Here is a 14,686-nt window from a genome sequence, read left to right as displayed (position 1 = left end):
GCCCCGTCCGCTTGATCACCCCTCGCCCATCCACCCTTCAGCCCATCCACCCCTCCGCCTCCGGCCCCTCCACCTCCCCTCCCATCCGCCTTCCCGTCCCCCGCCCCTCCGGTGGTTGTCCTTCCGGCCGGCTACCCCCGGCTCACCCGTACGCGGTAGTCGCCTTTCAGGTCCGCCCCCACCACCGAGATGCGGATGCCCCTCTTGGGGTCCTTGAAGGTCTCGCCCGGTGCGAAGGGGGCGTCGGAGAGCTCCGCGTGGACGTTGGGGCTGCGGGTGCAGCCGCCGCTGTCGGTGTGGGAGTCGTAGACCGTGACCGGGCCCATGCCGGTGTCCACGTCCGCGTCGACCTTGTAGATGAGGACGCCCGGGCGGCACACCGTCTCGTCGTTGCCGCCGCGGGCGCGCAGTTCGACGGCGTAACCGGTGCGGTCGCTGAGCGGGACGAAGACCAGCTTCGGGCCGGCCGTGCGGGACAGGGGGGTCAGGGGGTATTCCGTCGTGCCCGGTGCGGCCGCGCAGGAGATCTGTGAGGCGTCCAGCCAGCCCAGTTTCCACTTGTGCCAGCCGAGCAGATCGTTGTTGGCGCCCCAGTCCTCGCTCATGATGTCCCAGTGGCCGACGGCACCCCCGCCCTCCTGGGTGTAGAGGTCGGGGAGGCCGAAGACATGGCCGTTCTCGTGGGGGAGTACGCGGTAGCCGGTGCGGTCGTAGGAGCCTGAGCCGTCGTCCTGGCGGGAGTAGACGAAGGACGCGTTCGCCACGGTGACCCCGTCGGCGACCGGAGCCTCGGCGTTGCCGGCGAACGTCACCGAAAGGACCGTGTCGAGGGCGGAGGGGCCCGCGTTCGGGGTGACCAGCACGTTCAGGAGGTCGTACGAGCGGAAGTCCACCGTCGGGTCGGCGGAGGCCACGATGTCCTGGACGAGTTCGCGGTAGCCGGGGTCGAAGGGCGCGCCACGCTCTATGCCGTACTCGCGGAACGGCTTGGGCATGCGCAGCCAGCGCTGGATCGGAGTCTCGGCGCGGTAGTCGAGGCGGCCGTAGGACGCCGTGCGGAACCATTCCTCGGTCTGTGGGAAGAACTCGCGGTAGCGGCTCAGTGCGCTGCCCCGGCCGGGCGCGTCGGAGAAGTCGATCATCAGGGTGAGGGCGCGGACGGTGCCGGTGGAGCGGGAGTAGCCGCCCGGCGTGGGCATGCCCTCGGACATCTGGACGCCGGCGCGGCCGTTGATCATGCAGGGGGCGAGGGCGGAGGAACGGGCCAGGGAGACGGGGCCCGCGCCGGCCGTCGTCGCACCGGGGGCCGGCGCGAGGTGTCCGGATCCGGCCGACGTGCTGACCGCGAGCGTCAGCACGGAGACGGAGACGAGGGCGGCGACGCGGCGCGGGCGTATCCGACGGCGGAGTGGCTCGCCTGCGCGGGCCGGGGCGGTGCGCAGGGGCTGCGGCTGCATGCAGGGGCCTTTCGCTCCAGGCAGCCCCCGATCACCGGCTGCACCCTTTCGATCACCCTCCGACGTGGTCCACGCGGGCGCGCGCTGGAGGAGACCGATCGTGGATTACCGACCGGTACGGCTGTGGCGGCCCCGTTCCGGCACGCACATTCCCTGGTCGCGCCCCTGAAAGAACCCTGGTAGCGCCCCTTGTTGCGGCCCTTCTAGGCCGCTCCGGCTCCCGCCGTGTCGGCCACCCCGGCTGCCCGATCCAGTGTGTGATCCAGGTCACATCAAGAAACTTCCGGGTTTGGGAAATAACCGGGGACGCCATCCCCGTTTAGCCATGTGTCCGAGCGAAACGGGGAGTCGATCCCCGGATCGTCTTCAGTCTCGAAACATCCGCAGCATCCGCAGCATCCGCAGCATCCGAAACGTCAGAAGGAGTGCGCCGTGCAGACCGCGACCGCTACCCCCACCGTGCGCAAGGTGACCCGGCCCCGTGCCGACGCTCTGCGCAACCGGGAGCGGATCGTCACCGCCGCCCGCGAGATGTTCGTCGAGTTCGGTGCCGATGTGCCGCTCGACGAGATCGCCCGCCGGGCCGGCGTCGGCAATGCCACGGTGTACCGCAACTTCCCCGACCGTGACGCCCTGGTGCGCGAGGTCGTCTGCTCGGTGCTGGACCGCATGGTCCAGGCCGGACAGGTCGCCCTCGCCGAGAGCAACGCGTTCGGGGCGCTGGAACGGTTCGTGCACGCCTCCGCCGAGGAGCGGCTCAGTGCGCTGTGCCCGATGATCTCCAGCACCTTCGACGAGCACCACCCCGACCTCGAAGCAGCGCGCGAACGGGTCGAGCGGATCATCGGGGAAGTCATGGACCGTGCGAAGGCGGCCGGGCAGCTCAGGCCCGACGTCGGCGTGGGGGACGTGATGATCGCGGTGGCCCAGCTCAGCCGACCCCCGGCCGGTACCGGCTGTCTGAACGCCGACCGCTTCGTCCACCGCCTCCTTCAGGTGTTCCTGGACGGACTGCGGGCCCCGGCCCCGTCGGTCCTGCCGGGTTCGGCCGTGACCATGGAGGTTCTGCGCCAGGCCTGAACGAGCGGTTCGCGGAACCGCAGCAGCAGTCGTCATCACCCTCACCGGTGGTCGCCGGTCGCGGTGACCCCTGATGGCCCTCGGTCGCCCCTCACCTTGCCTCGGCGGCCGGCGGTGATCTCGGCAACGGCCCGTCAGCGCTGACGAGTCGCCCTTTACCTCACTTCTTTTCCGTCACGAAGTCCCGAAGCGGGTATTCCCATGTCTGAATCAGCCCTGAAGGCCCCCGGTAAGACGGGTGGCCCGGACGCCAACCGCTGGAAAGCGCTGGCGTTCATCGCCCTCGCCCAGCTGATGGTCGTCCTCGACGCCACCATCGTGAACATCGCGATGCCCTCCGCCCAGCAGGACCTGGGCATCTCCGACGGCAACCGGCAGTGGATCGTCACCGCCTATGCCCTCGCCTTCGGCGGTCTGCTGCTCTTCGGCGGCCGCATAGCCGACCTGTGGGGCCGCAAGCGCGCCTTCGTCGTCGGTCTGGGCGGTTTCGCCGCGGCCTCGGCGCTCGGTGGCGCCGCCGCCAACGAGGCGATGATGTTCGGTGCCCGCGCCCTGCAGGGTGCGTTCGGCGCCCTGCTCGCGCCCGCCGCGCTCTCCCTGCTCGCCGTGATGTTCACGGACGCCAAGGAGCGCGCCAAGGCCTTCGGCATCTACGGCGCGATCGCCGGTGGTGGCGGCGCCGTCGGCCTCATCCTCGGTGGCTTCCTCACCGAGTACCTGGACTGGCGCTGGACGTTCTTCGTGAACATCCCGTTCGCGATCATCGCCGCGGCCGGTGCCTACTTCGTCATCCGTGAGCCCGAGGGCGGCCGCAACCGCTCCGCTCTCGACATCCCGGGCGTCATCCTGTCCACCCTCGGCCTGGTGTCCCTGGTCTACGGCTTCACCCGCGCCGAGTCCGAGGGCTGGAGCGACTCCGTGACGATCGGCATGTTCGTCTCGTCCGCCGTGCTGCTGGCCGCCTTCGTGATCGTCGAGTCGAAGGTCAAGGCGCCGCTGCTGCCGCTGCGCGTGATCACCGAGCGCAACCGCGGTGGGATCTACCTGTCCCTCGGCCTCGCGATCATCTCGATGTTCGGTCTGTTCCTCTTCCTGACCTACTACCTGCAGATCGTGAAGGGTTACACGCCGGTCAAGACCGGTTTCGCCTTCCTTCCGATGATCGCGGGCATGATCACCGGCTCCACCCAGATCGGCACCCGTCTGATGACCCGGGTCGCCCCGCGTCTGCTGATGGGCCCCGGCTTCCTGGTCGCCGCCCTCGGCATGCTGCTGCTGACCCAGATGGAGGTCGACACCTCGTACGCGGCCGTGCTGATGCCGGCGATGCTGCTGCTCGGCCTCGGTATGGGTACGGCGTTCATGCCGGCCATGTCCCTGGCCACGTACGGCATCGAGCCGCGTGACGCCGGTGTCGCCTCCGCGATGGTCAACACCTCGCAGCAGGTGGGCGGCGCGATCGGCACCGCCCTGCTGAACACCATCGCCGCTTCCGCGACGACCTCGTACATCAAGGACCATGTCGCGGGCGCCGCCACCAAGCCCCAGCAGCAGCTGGTGCAGCTGGAGGGCATGGTGCACGGTTACACCAGCGCCATCTGGTTCGCCGTCGGCATCCTGGTCGCCGCCGCGACCATCGCCTTCACGCTCGTCAACGCCGGCAAGCCGGACATGGGAGCGGTCGCGGGCTCGGGTGCCGAGGACGGCGAGGACGCGGCCGTGCCGGTGATGGTCCACTGACCCGGCTGGGGAGCTAGCGGAGCCAGGGCAGGTCCGCACCCGCTTCATCGGGCTGAAGTCCCTCGGCGACGATCTGCATGATCTCGCCGAGGGACTTCTGCTGTTCGGGGGTGAGCCGGTCGAACACCGCGTGGCGTACGACGGCGACATGGCCCGGCGCGGCGCGCTTCAGCACCTCCAGGCCCTGGTCGGTCAGTACGGCGAACTGGCCGCGCTTGTCGGAGTCGCACTCCTCGCGGCGCACCCAGCCGTTCTTCTCCAGCCGGGCGATGGCGTGGGAGAGACGGGAGCGGGTGATCTTCGCGTACTTGGCCAGCTCGGTCATCCGCAGGCGCCGGTGGGTGGACTCGGCGAGCTTGACGAGGAGGCCGTAGTAGATGTGCGGCATACCCGCTTCACGCTGGAGCTGGCGGTCCATGTGATCTTCGAGGAGGGTCGTGGCGTGCACGTAGGAGCGCCAGATGCGCTGCTCCTCGGCGGTGAGCCACTGGGGCTCGTCAGCGGATGCGGATGCCTTCGTCATGTACTCCACTGTAAACGTCTTCTCCTTGAAATTTAAACCAATCGGGAATATGCTGAGCGATGTTGACGTTTTAGATTTCAATCAAGTGTCACGAAGTATCAAGTGTCACGAAGCACTCGGCACCGGGCACTCGGAGTCAGAGGGGTTCGACACCGGAAGCGTTCGAAGCCGGAGGCGGTCGGTGCCACGAGTTCTCGGTGCCACGAGTTTCGGTGGCAAGAGTTCTCGATGGCAGGAGCGTCCGAAGTCGGATGTAGCCGAAGTCAGGGGCCGAGGTCCCGGAAGGAGCAGTCGCCATGTCCGCCGCACCTCAGGAGCGTGCCCTCCCCCAGGAGCGCATGCCCGCGCTCTACCTCAGCCATGGCGCCCCGCCCCTCGCGGACGACCCGATCTGGCCCGGTGAACTCGCCGCCTGGTCCGCCGACCTGCCCCGCCCCAAGGCGATCCTCATGGTCTCTGCCCACTGGGAGGAGGCCCCCCTCGCCCTCGGTGCCGTCGACCCGGTCCCCCTCGTCTACGACTTCTGGGGCTTCCCCGAGCACTACTACCGGGTGAAGTACGACGCCCCCGGCGCACCCGAGCTCGCCGAGAGCGTACGGAAGCTGCTGCGCGCCCCTGGTATCCCCGTGCAGGACATCCCCGACCGCGGCCTCGACCACGGCGCCTACGTGCCGCTCGTCGAGATGTTCCCGGCCGCCGACATCCCGGTCCTCCAGATCTCCATGCCGACCCTCGACCCCGTGAAGCTGATGGAGATCGGCCGAAAGCTCGCACCGCTGCGCGACGAAGGCGTCCTGATCGTCGGCTCCGGCTTCTTCACCCACAACCTGGCCGCGCTGCGGCACACCGGCGGGGGAGTGCCGACCTGGTCCTCGGAGTTCGATGACTGGGGCCGGCGCGCGCTGGAGACCCGCGACTGGGACGGCCTGCTGGACTTCCTCCACAAGGCCCCGGCCGGCCGGTACGCCCACCCGCGCACCGAGCACTTCGCCCCGCTCTTCGTGACCATGGGCGCGGCGGAGATGTCCGGCGAGCTGGACGCGCAGAAGTCCGTGATCGACGGGTTCTGGATGGGGATGGCGAAGCGCTCCGTGCAGTTCGGCTGACGCTCCTGCCGGGGTGCCGGCTGTGGCCGGCGCTCCGTCCGGGGTCAGAGCTCCTTCTCGTACCAGGCCACGTCCCAGTAGCGGTCGAACTTGCGGCCCACCTCGCGGTATGTGCCGACGTGCCGGAAACCGAAGCGTTCGTGCAGCCGCGCGGACGCTTCGTTCGGTTGCGCGATGCCCGCGTACGCGCGGTGCAGGTCCTCGCCGGCCAGCGCGTCGAACAGCGCCTGGTAGAGGAGCGTGCCGATGCCGCGCCGTCCCGCGTGCGGAGCGACGTAGACCGTCACCTCCACGGAGGTGGAGTAGGCCGCCTTCGGCCGGTAAGCGCTGGATGTGGCGTAACCCAGGATTTCCTGTGAGATCCCCTGGACGCCCTGTGAGTCCGCTTCCGTGGCAACCATCAGGCGGTGCGGCCCGTCTTCAGGGTGGGAGAGCAGCCAAGGACGTCGCTCTTCCGGAGTGAACGCCACGGTGTCGAATGTGATGGGCGTCTCACGTACATAGTGGTTGTAGAGGCTCGTGAGGGCTTCGAGGTCACCCTCGACTCCCGGCCTGACCTGCACCTCTGTACGTTCCGACAACATCGCGCCTCCTCGCGTGGTCGGACAGGGTACTGCAAGATCATAAAAATCGGGGTGCGGGTTGGGAATTCTGTCCTGATTCCAGTCGTTGTTTCCATCAGATGCAGGGCACCCGAGGAGAGTCCGAGTCCGAGAGTGCCTGGTGCCTGAAGGGCCACCCGCTGAACCTCCATCGCAAGGGAGCACGCATGGCAACCCGTGCCGTCGCCCGTCGCAAGTCCGCCAACGGCGAGACGACCGACGCGGCCCGCAGTGTTCGCGCCCATGGCGGCGAGATCGCCGACCGCGACCTGGTCGGCATGTACCTCGACGAAATCGCGCGCACACCTCTGCTCGACGCCGCCAAGGAAGTCGAGTTGTCACAGATCATCGAGGCGGGTGTCTTCGCGCAGCAGGTCCTCGACGGCGACGAGGAGTCCCGGTCCGTCGCCACGCGCGAAGAACTCGAGGCCCTGGTCGCCGAGAGCGAGCGAGCCAAGGATGTCTTCATCCGCTCCAACCTCCGGCTGGTCGTCGCGGTGGCCCGCCGCTACCCCCGCAGCGGTCTCCCGCTCCTCGACCTCATCCAGGAGGGCAACGCCGGTCTGGTCCGCGCCGTCGAGAAGTTCGACTACCGCAAGGGCTTCAAGTTCTCGACGTACGCGACCTGGTGGATCCGTCAGGCCATCACCCGCTCGATAGCGGACCAGTCGCGCACGATCCGCCTGCCCGTCCACCTGGTGGAGGAGCTCGGCCGGATCCGTCGTGTGCAGCGCGAGTTCAACCGCGAGAACGGCCGTGACCCCGAGCCCGCCGAGATCGCGACCGAGCTCGGCTCGACGCCGGCGCGTGTCACGGACGTCCTGGACTGGGCCCGCGACCCGGTCTCGTTGAACATGGCGGTCGACGACCAGGGTGAGACCCAGTTCGGCGACCTGCTGGAGGACACGTCCGCGGTCTCGCCGGAGCAGTCCGTCATGACCCTGCTGCGCAGCGAGGAACTGGACGGCCTGATCGACCGTCTCGAGCCGCGCACGGCTTCCATCATCAAGATGCGGTACGGCATCGACGACGGCCGCGAGCGCACCCTGACCGAGGTCGGCAAGGAACACGGTCTGACGAGGGAACGCATCCGCCAGATCGAGAAGCACGCCCTGCTGGAACTGAAGAAGCTGGCCCGCGACACGGGCTTCGAGGCAGCGGCATAGGACGCCTGAACCTCCGTCGACCGACCGGAGCGTGACGCCCCGTCGAGCGGCGCGGGTCCTTGGCCTGACGATGGCTGATGGCTGGGTTGACGGCTGCCGGCCGCTGTTTGGTGGTCGACCGGGGTCGGTGCCGGGGGTCGGCGCTTGGGCGGGACGGGGCGGGATGTCGTCCGTGTGCCGGCCGAGTCGTGGGGGCTTGCCGGCGCAGGGTGCCGCCGGTGTGGGTGGCTCGTCGGCAGCACTGCGCCGGAGGGCGTCGCCGGAGTGGTGGGCATCGGCCATCGCCCCGTCGGGCGCCGGGGTTGGCCGTCGAGAGGTGGCGCGTGAGTCACTCGGCCGGCGTGCGTCGAGTGCGCAGCGGGTGCTTGGAGCGCAAGCACTGCCTGGCGGCTGAAGTCGGCCTTTTCGCCGTGTTGGTTGGTGTGGGGGCCGAGTCGGAGTCGCCGCGAGGCTAGCGGCCGAATGGGTGCCTGCGGCACGGCCCTAAGGTGCGGCGAATGGGCTTGAGGCGCCTGGTGGTGCCTGGTTCCCGCCCGCGTGCGCCGGGTGGTGGAGAGCCGCGCAAACATGGCGGAGGAACGCCGCTTCAATGACGAGAAGCGCGGGAAAAAGACCTCTGGGCACGGGAGTCCGAGTCGGCACAGGAGTTCGGGCCGACCGGACCTCGCAGCCCTTTCCGAGAACTCCGCCGCACATGAGCCAAGTCCCGACGCACATCCCCCCGGCGCCGGGACTTTCCCCGAGCCGGGCTTCGGCGCCTCTCCCCCCAGGCGCCGGGGCCCGGCTCCTCTTCGCACCCGGGCCGTCCTGCTTCCTTGTCCGGGCGGGGATTGCGGGCGCACACACCCGCCGGGCATATGACACAGCGGACGGGCACACTGAGAGGGCGGGGCACCCCGTACCTGAACCACGGGGTGGCCCGCCCGAATGGCAGATTGTGCCACATGGGCATAGCCTGCCGACGTGATCAGCTCGACCTCCCACCCCGCTTCGGCTTCGCTGACCGAGCGGCGCAAAGCGGCGACCCGTATGGAGATCGCCCGTGCGGCGGCAGGCCTCTTCGTCAGCCGGGGCCTGAAGGCCACCCGGGCCGAGGACATCGCCCTGGCTGCGGGCATCGCCCCGCGCACCTTCTACCGGTACTTCGCGACCAAGGAGGAGGCCGTCGCCCCGCTCTACGCGGCGGGCGCGCAGCGCTGGGCGGAGGCGGTACGCGAGGCGCCGGCCGAACTGACCGTGCCGGAGGCCCTGGAGCACGCGGTGCGCTACACCCTCGTCCCCGGCCGTGGAGTGTCGGCGGCGTCCTGGGAATGGGTCCGCACCCTGATCCGACTCGCTGGAACCAGCCCCGCCCTGGGCAAGGTCTGGGCTGAGGTCTGCCATACCTCGGAGGCGACGCTCGCGCAGGTACTGGGGGAGCGGATGCGGACGGCGGGGCTGTCCCGTGCACCGGCTTCCGAGGGCGCTTCCGAGGGTATTTCCGCGCCCCCTCCCGACGCCGCTTCCGCACCGCCTCCCGACGCCCCTTCCGGCGCCGCCGATGACGCCACTTCCGTCGGCGACGCCGCTTCCGGCCCGGAGCCCTCCTCGGCTGTCACTCCTGCTTCAGCCCCCACACCAGCACCCGCGCCTGCACCCACACCCGCGTCCGAGCCCCCGACCGCTGCCACCCCCACCCCCACGCCTGAGCTCGACAACGTTGCCTCGCCCTATCAGCGCTTCACCGCGGCGGTGGCCGGGGCGGCAGTTCGGGTCGCGGTGGAAAGCTGGGCGGTGACCGACTCCCCTCCCACCGGCCGGCAGGGCCCGGCGGAGCTGGCGTTGCGCAATCTGCGGGCCCTGCGCGGGTTCGCGTGGGAAGAGAGTCCGGCGGGGGAGCCCTAACCCGCGCCTGCCCCGCCCGCCGTGCCTGCCGCGTCCTTTGTGCCTGCTGCGCCCGTCGCACCCTCCACGCCCGCCGCGCCCGCCGATCGGCTCAACCGTCCGCCCAACTCCCGTACGCACTGCACCAGTTCCGGTGGCCCCTGGACCGAGAACTCGCAGCCCAGCGTCGCCAGTCGCATCGCCACCCACTCGACCGGGTGGTTGGTCGTCCCTCGCAGTCGGCATCCGCTCCCGCCGTCGGAACCCGTGGCCGCGTCAGGGTTCGTGACCGGCGTTCCCAGCCACGTCGGCAGGCGTGTCGTCACGAACTCCGTCGGTGCCTCGAACGTGACGTCGAGTTCGTACTCGTAGGCGTCCGGGCGGAGTTGGATGGACCGACGGAGGTATTCCGCCGCGCTCCCCGTCGGCAGCTCGCGCGGAGTGAAGCGGGCCCCGGTCGCGAACGGGTCCTGGACCCGGTCCACCCGGAAGGTCCGCCAGTCGTCGCGGTCGAGGTCGTACGCCACGAGGTACCACCGCCGGCCCGTGGACACGAGCCGGTAGGGCTCGGTCAGACGGCGCGACTCCGTGCCGTCCTTGGTGCGGTAGGCGAACCGCAGCCGTTCCTGCCCGGCCACCGTCGAGGCGATGACGGTCAGCGTCTCGGGTGCGATGCTCGCGCCGTCCCCGCTGGTCAGCGGTGTGGTCGCGGCCTGGAGGGTGGAGACGCGGTGGCGCAGCCGGGCCGGCAGCACCTGCTCCAGCTTGGCCAGGGCCCGTACGGACGCCTCGTCGACGCCCTCCAGCGCGTGACCAGCCCCCGCCCGCAGCCCGACGGCGATCGCCACCGCCTCCTCGTCGTCGAGCACCAGCGGGGGCATCGCCTTGCCCGCGACCAGCCGGTACCCACCGTCCGAGCCCAGGGTCGCCTGTACCGGATATCCCAGCTCACGCAGTCGGTCGATGTCCCGTCGGACCGTGCGGCGGGAGACCCCGAGCCGGTCGGCGAGCTCGCCGCCGGGCCATTCGCGGGGCGTCTGGAGGAGGGAGAGGAGCTGGAGCAGCCGAGCCGGAGTGTCCGTCGTCATGCATCCGAGGATGCCGTAGAACTAGGACACGATCTGACCTAGTGCGGTCCTACTGTCACACCATGACCTCCACGGAGACCTCCCTCGGGACCTCGCCCGACCCTCGAACTGCCCAGGCGGCGACGGGTGACCGCCGTCGCTGGCTCGCGCTCGCCATCGTGATGACCGCGGCCTTCATGGACCTCGTCGACGTCACGATCGTCAACATCGCCATCCCCTCCATCCGGCAGGACGCGGGCGCCTCCTGGAGTCAGATCCAGTGGATCACCGCCGGTTACGCGCTCGCCTTCGCCGCCGGGCTCATCACCGGCGGCCGGCTCGGTGACATCCACGGCCGCAAGCGGCTGTTCCTCCTCGGCATCGGCGGTTTCACCCTCGCCTCCGCGCTGTGCGGGTTCGCCGCGAACCCGGAGATGCTGGTCGCCTCCCGCATCCTGCAGGGAGCCATGGCGGCGATGATGGTGCCGCAGGTGCTGTCGATCGTGCACGCCACCTTCCCGGCGCACGAGCGGGGGAAGGTCTTCGGGCTCTTCGGCGCGATCGTGGGGCTGGGCGCCGTCTCCGGGCCGCTGCTCGGCGCGCTGCTGACGGAGTGGAACCTGTTCGGTCTGGAGTGGCGGCCGATCTTCCTCATCAACCTGCCGGTCGGTATCGCGGGGCTGATCCTCGGCAGCCGCTTCATCACGGAGTCCAAGGCACCGAAGGCGCTGAAGCTGGACCTCGTCGGCGTCGTCCTGGTCACCCTCGGCCTGCTCATGCTGCTCTACCCGCTCACCCGCGGCCGCGAGCTGGACTGGCCGGTGTGGGGGTACGTGTCGATGGCCGGCTCGATCGGTGTCGTCGGGGCGCTGGTCGCGTACGAGCGGCGCAAGGGCGCGCGGGACGGCTCGCCGCTGATCGAGCTCTCCCTCTTCCGGGTGCGCAGCTTCGCGGCGGGCGTCGCCGTGCAGACCGTCTTCGGCGTCGGTCTCGGCGTGTTCTTCCTGGTCTGGACTCTGTACATGCAGACCGGCCTGGGCTGGAGCCCGCTGCGGGCGGGTCTGACCGGGGTCCCGTTCTCGATCGCGGTCTCGACGGCGGCCGGGCTGTCCGTGCAGAAGCTGGTCCCGCGCTTCGGGCGCAAGGTGCTGCAGACCGGCGCGCTGACCATGGCCATCGGCGTACTCCTCTACATCTGGGAGTCCGAGCGGTACGGCCTCGACATCGCCCCGTGGCAGATGGCGCTTCCGCTGGTCGTGATGGGCGTCGGCATGGGGCTGATCGTCGCCCCGCTGACGGACGCGGTGCTGTCGGACGTGCCACGCGAGCACGCCGGTTCGGCGTCCGGGCTGATCAACACCGTCCAGCAGATGGGCAACGCGCTCGGGCTCGGTCTGGTCGCGGTCGTCTTCTTCGGCCGGATCGGTGACCGGCTGACCCCGGCCGAGGTGGGCCCCGCCTTCGTGAACGCCTTCGAGCATGCCCTCGGCTGGGTGGCCCTGGTGATGTTCGCGATCTTCCTGCTGATGTTCGCCCTGCCGAAGCGGCCGGCCCAGCACGTGGAGGGCGGCGCCGAGGACGCCCCGGAGGCGGCCCCCTCCGGGGACCGGGAGCGCGAGCTCGTCGCCTGAGCGGACGTTCCCGCGTGAGGGCCCGTCACCCATGTGGTGACGGGCCCTCACGCGCGCGTGCCCGGGCGCAGCAGGGGTGATGGCCCCACGCGCGCGTGCTCGGGCGCCGGGAGTGGTGACGGCGACGGCTCACGCGCGCGTGCCCTCGTGCGCGGGAGTGGTGACGGCCCACGCGCGCGTGCCCGGGTGCGGGAGTGGGTGACGGGCCTCCGCGCGTGTCCTGGTGCAGGACGGAAGCGGAGTCCGTTCCGGTCCGGGACGGAGATCCGGGCATGCCACGCTCGACGCAGAAGTCCGTTCATGCCCGGATCGCATCCGAACCTGTTTACTTTCCGGAAATCCGGGCGTAGCCTCCGTGGCGAAACCACAAGTTCGGGCATAAAGCTGGTAACGGTCGGAGGAGAACAGACATGTACGCACCGGAGCGGCAGCAGGAGATCCTGCGGCTCGCCCGTGAGGGCGGCCGGGTGGACGTCCTGTCGCTGGCCGAGGAGTTCCAGGTCACGGCGGAGACGATCCGCCGCGATCTGAAGGCCCTCGACCGGGCCGGCCTGGTGCGCCGCGTGCACGGCGGTGCCATACCGGCCGGACGCCTCGACTTCGAACCGGACCTCGCCGAACGCGAAGGCACCTCCGCCGACGAGAAGGACCGCATCGCCAAGGCGGCCCTCACGGAACTGCCCACCGAGGGCACGATGATCCTCGACGCCGGCACCACCGTCGCCCGCCTGGCCGCGGCCCTCCCGCTCGAGGCCGAACTCACCGTCGTCACGCACAGCCTGCCCATCGCGGCCCGCCTCGCGGACCACCCGGGCATGCAGCTGCACCTTGTCGGGGGGCGCGTACGACACCGCACGCGCGCCGCCGTGGACGCGTGGGCGCTGCGGGCGTACGGCGAGATCCGCGCCGACGTCCTGTTCGTCGCCGCCAACGGGTTCTCCGCCGAGCACGGTCTGACCACCCCCGACCTCGCCGAGGCCGCGGTGAAGCGGGCGGCCGTCGCCGCCGCGCGCCGCGTGGTGCTGCTCGCCGACTCCGCCAAACACGGCCAGGAGCACTTCGCCCGCTTCGGCGACCTGAGCGACGTGGACCTGCTGATCACCGACAGCGGGCTGAGCCCCGACGACGCGGCCGCCATCGAGCGTGGCGGCACGGAAGTAGTACGCGCATGATCCTCACCGTCACCCCCAACCCGTCCCTGGACCGCACCTACGAGGTCCCGTCCCTCGACCGCGGCGAGGTCATCCGCGCCACCGGCGAACGGATGGACCCGGGCGGCAAGGGCGTGAACGTCTCGCGCGCCGTCGCGGCCGCTGGACGGCGCACGGTCGCCGTCCTGCCCCTGGGCGGTGCGCCGGGCGCGCTCGTCGCCGACCTGCTCGACGCGCAGGGCATCGAGGTCGCGCCGGTCCCGGTCACCGGAGCCACCCGCTCGAACATCGCGCTCGCGGAGTCCGACGGCGTCCTGACGAAGATCAACGCACCAGGGCCCGAGCTGTCCCCGGAGGAGCAGGAACTGCTCCTGGAGACGGTCCGCGAGCAGTCCCGCGACGCAGACTGGATCGCCTGCTGCGGCAGCCTGCCCCGCGGACTCGCGCCCTCCTGGTACGCCGAGGTGGTCGCCCGGGCACACGCCGGGGGAGCGCGCATCGCCCTGGACACCTCCGGGCGGGCGCTCCTGGAGGCGCTGCGGGAGCGTCCCGACGTGGTGAAGCCGAACGCCGAGGAGCTCGCGGAGGCCGTCGGGCGCCCCCTGGCCACCGTGGGCGACGCGGTGAAGGCGGCCGAGGAACTCCGCGGCATGGGCGCCCGTGCCGTGCTCGCGAGCCTGGGCGCCGACGGACAGCTGCTCGTGGAGGACACGGGTACCTGGTTCGCGAGCGCCCGCGTCGACGTCGTACGCAGCAATGTGGGTGCGGGCGACTCCTCCCTCGCCGGCTTTCTCGTCGCCGGCGGCAGCGGTCCCGCGGCGCTCGCCTCTGCCGTCGCACACGGAGCGGCCGCCGTCCAGCTGCCCGGCAGCGTGATGCCGACCCCGGACGACCTGGACCCGGCGGCGGTGACGGTCACGGCGCAGGTGCCGGTGGACCGTGAACTGAAGGAGCCGGTGTCATGACGACCAGCCCCGCGGTGCCCATGCTGACAAGGACTTCTGTGGTGCCCGTACTGATGAGGACTCCTGCCTTGTCCGCGCTCACAAGGGCTTCTGTGTTCTCCACCCTGAGAAGGACTCCTGCGCTGTCCGTGCCGGCGACCGCGGCGTCATCGGTGCCGGCTACGGCCGCGGCGTCCTCCGTGCTGATGACGGCTCCCGCGTCTCCCGGGCTGTCCGGCGAACCGGTCGCCGAGCGGCGAAGCTCCTCGTTACTCGCCGCTCGACATGGTCGGCGGGGCCGCCCGAGGCGCCCTGCCGATCAGGGGAGGCATGGCCCGAACCCGCCTGCCACCCCG

12 protein-coding genes are annotated in these 14,686 nt (G+C 70.5%); 8 read left to right on the top strand and 4 right to left on the bottom strand.

Annotated elements, in window-relative coordinates:
• Positions 1 to 131 precede the first annotated feature (131 nt).
• On the bottom strand, positions 132 to 1,457 hold the full coding sequence (locus tag ACFVYS_RS08285; RefSeq protein WP_389499974.1) for a M6 family metalloprotease domain-containing protein: 1,326 nt from the start codon (positions 1,455 to 1,457) through the stop codon (positions 132 to 134).
• A gap of 432 nt (positions 1,458 to 1,889) precedes the next feature.
• Here ACFVYS_RS08285 and ACFVYS_RS08280 point away from each other — a divergent pair, with 432 nt between their 5' ends.
• Both ACFVYS_RS08280 and ACFVYS_RS08275 read left to right on the top strand, forming a co-directional pair.
• Positions 1,890 to 2,537: a TetR/AcrR family transcriptional regulator gene (locus ACFVYS_RS08280; protein WP_389499972.1), complete on the top strand. Its 648-nt coding sequence runs from the start codon at positions 1,890 to 1,892 to the stop codon at positions 2,535 to 2,537.
• Positions 2,538 to 2,738: 201 nt separating this feature from the next.
• Entirely contained in the window at positions 2,739 to 4,277 is a 1,539-nt protein-coding gene (locus tag ACFVYS_RS08275; protein WP_389499970.1) for an MFS transporter, read from the top strand.
• A gap of 13 nt (positions 4,278 to 4,290) precedes the next feature.
• Here ACFVYS_RS08275 and ACFVYS_RS08270 read toward each other — a convergent pair whose 3' ends face one another.
• A complete protein-coding gene (locus tag ACFVYS_RS08270) occupies positions 4,291 to 4,800 on the bottom strand; it encodes a MarR family winged helix-turn-helix transcriptional regulator (protein WP_389499968.1) in 510 nt (169 codons plus the stop codon).
• A 296-nt stretch (positions 4,801 to 5,096) separates the two neighbouring features.
• On the opposite strand from ACFVYS_RS08270, the gene ACFVYS_RS08265 reads away from it, so the two are divergent.
• Positions 5,097 to 5,906: a dioxygenase gene (locus tag ACFVYS_RS08265; RefSeq protein ID WP_389499966.1), complete on the top strand. Its 810-nt coding sequence runs from the start codon at positions 5,097 to 5,099 to the stop codon at positions 5,904 to 5,906.
• Positions 5,907 to 5,950: 44 nt separating this feature from the next.
• Here the strand turns inward: ACFVYS_RS08265 and ACFVYS_RS08260 are convergent, their stop codons facing one another.
• On the bottom strand, positions 5,951 to 6,490 hold the full coding sequence (locus ACFVYS_RS08260) for a GNAT family N-acetyltransferase (RefSeq protein ID WP_389499964.1): 540 nt from the start codon (positions 6,488 to 6,490) through the stop codon (positions 5,951 to 5,953).
• A 185-nt stretch (positions 6,491 to 6,675) separates the two neighbouring features.
• Here ACFVYS_RS08260 and ACFVYS_RS08255 point away from each other — a divergent pair, with 185 nt between their 5' ends.
• Together ACFVYS_RS08255 and ACFVYS_RS08250 are read left to right on the top strand one after the other, a co-directional pair.
• The gene (locus tag ACFVYS_RS08255; RefSeq protein WP_389499962.1) at positions 6,676 to 7,674 is read left to right on the top strand and encodes an RNA polymerase sigma factor RpoD/SigA; all 999 of its coding nucleotides are present in this window, start codon (positions 6,676 to 6,678) and stop codon (positions 7,672 to 7,674) included.
• 1,029 nt (positions 7,675 to 8,703) lie between these two features.
• Positions 8,704 to 9,558, top strand: coding sequence for a TetR/AcrR family transcriptional regulator (locus ACFVYS_RS08250; RefSeq protein ID WP_389500320.1), 855 nt, complete (start codon positions 8,704 to 8,706; stop codon positions 9,556 to 9,558).
• Here ACFVYS_RS08250 and ACFVYS_RS08245 read toward each other — a convergent pair.
• Positions 9,555 to 10,625 (bottom strand): helix-turn-helix transcriptional regulator, encoded by a 1,071-nt coding sequence (locus ACFVYS_RS08245; RefSeq protein ID WP_389499960.1) that lies wholly within the window; start codon positions 10,623 to 10,625, stop codon positions 9,555 to 9,557. The genes ACFVYS_RS08250 and ACFVYS_RS08245 overlap by 4 nt on opposite strands.
• 62 nt (positions 10,626 to 10,687) lie before the next feature.
• On the opposite strand from ACFVYS_RS08245, the gene ACFVYS_RS08240 reads away from it, so the two are divergent.
• The 3 genes from ACFVYS_RS08240 to pfkB all read left to right on the top strand — a co-directional run bounded on the left by ACFVYS_RS08240 (position 10,688) and on the right by pfkB (position 14,351).
• Positions 10,688 to 12,235, top strand: coding sequence for an MFS transporter (locus tag ACFVYS_RS08240; protein WP_389499958.1), 1,548 nt, complete (start codon positions 10,688 to 10,690; stop codon positions 12,233 to 12,235).
• Positions 12,236 to 12,645: 410 nt separating this feature from the next.
• Positions 12,646 to 13,407 (top strand): DeoR/GlpR family DNA-binding transcription regulator, encoded by a 762-nt coding sequence (locus ACFVYS_RS08235; protein ID WP_389499956.1) that lies wholly within the window; start codon positions 12,646 to 12,648, stop codon positions 13,405 to 13,407.
• Positions 13,404 to 14,351 carry a 1-phosphofructokinase gene (pfkB, locus tag ACFVYS_RS08230; RefSeq protein WP_389499954.1) on the top strand — a complete coding sequence of 316 codons (948 nt, stop codon included), beginning with the start codon at positions 13,404 to 13,406 and terminating at the stop codon, positions 14,349 to 14,351. The genes ACFVYS_RS08235 and pfkB overlap by 4 nt, the downstream gene beginning before the upstream one ends.
• Positions 14,352 to 14,686: the final 335 nt, after the last annotated feature.

The organism is Streptomyces sp. NPDC058295 (genome assembly GCF_042880655.1).
In the GTDB taxonomy this organism is placed as follows: Bacteria; Actinomycetota; Actinomycetes; order Streptomycetales; family Streptomycetaceae; genus Streptomyces; species Streptomyces coriariae.
This window is presented reverse-complemented; position numbering and strand designations above follow the sequence as displayed.

What these genes read in the sequence shown, in the direction of transcription:
- ACFVYS_RS08285 (WP_389499974.1), bottom strand. Translation starts at nt 1,457, where the DNA reads ATGCAGCCGCAGCCCCTGCGCACCGCCCCGGCCCGCGCAGGCGAGCCA.
- ACFVYS_RS08275 (WP_389499970.1), top strand. Translation starts at nt 2,739, where the DNA reads ATGTCTGAATCAGCCCTGAAGGCCCCCGGTAAGACGGGTGGCCCGGAC.
- ACFVYS_RS08270 (WP_389499968.1), bottom strand. Translation starts at nt 4,800, where the DNA reads ATGACGAAGGCATCCGCATCCGCTGACGAGCCCCAGTGGCTCACCGCC.
- ACFVYS_RS08265 (WP_389499966.1), top strand. Translation starts at nt 5,097, where the DNA reads ATGTCCGCCGCACCTCAGGAGCGTGCCCTCCCCCAGGAGCGCATGCCC.
- ACFVYS_RS08260 (WP_389499964.1), bottom strand. Translation starts at nt 6,490, where the DNA reads ATGTTGTCGGAACGTACAGAGGTGCAGGTCAGGCCGGGAGTCGAGGGT.
- ACFVYS_RS08255 (WP_389499962.1), top strand. Translation starts at nt 6,676, where the DNA reads ATGGCAACCCGTGCCGTCGCCCGTCGCAAGTCCGCCAACGGCGAGACG.
- ACFVYS_RS08250 (WP_389500320.1), top strand. Translation starts at nt 8,704, where the DNA reads ATGGAGATCGCCCGTGCGGCGGCAGGCCTCTTCGTCAGCCGGGGCCTG.
- ACFVYS_RS08245 (WP_389499960.1), bottom strand. Translation starts at nt 10,625, where the DNA reads ATGACGACGGACACTCCGGCTCGGCTGCTCCAGCTCCTCTCCCTCCTC.
- ACFVYS_RS08240 (WP_389499958.1), top strand. Translation starts at nt 10,688, where the DNA reads ATGACCTCCACGGAGACCTCCCTCGGGACCTCGCCCGACCCTCGAACT.
- ACFVYS_RS08235 (WP_389499956.1), top strand. Translation starts at nt 12,646, where the DNA reads ATGTACGCACCGGAGCGGCAGCAGGAGATCCTGCGGCTCGCCCGTGAG.
- pfkB (WP_389499954.1), top strand. Translation starts at nt 13,404, where the DNA reads ATGATCCTCACCGTCACCCCCAACCCGTCCCTGGACCGCACCTACGAG.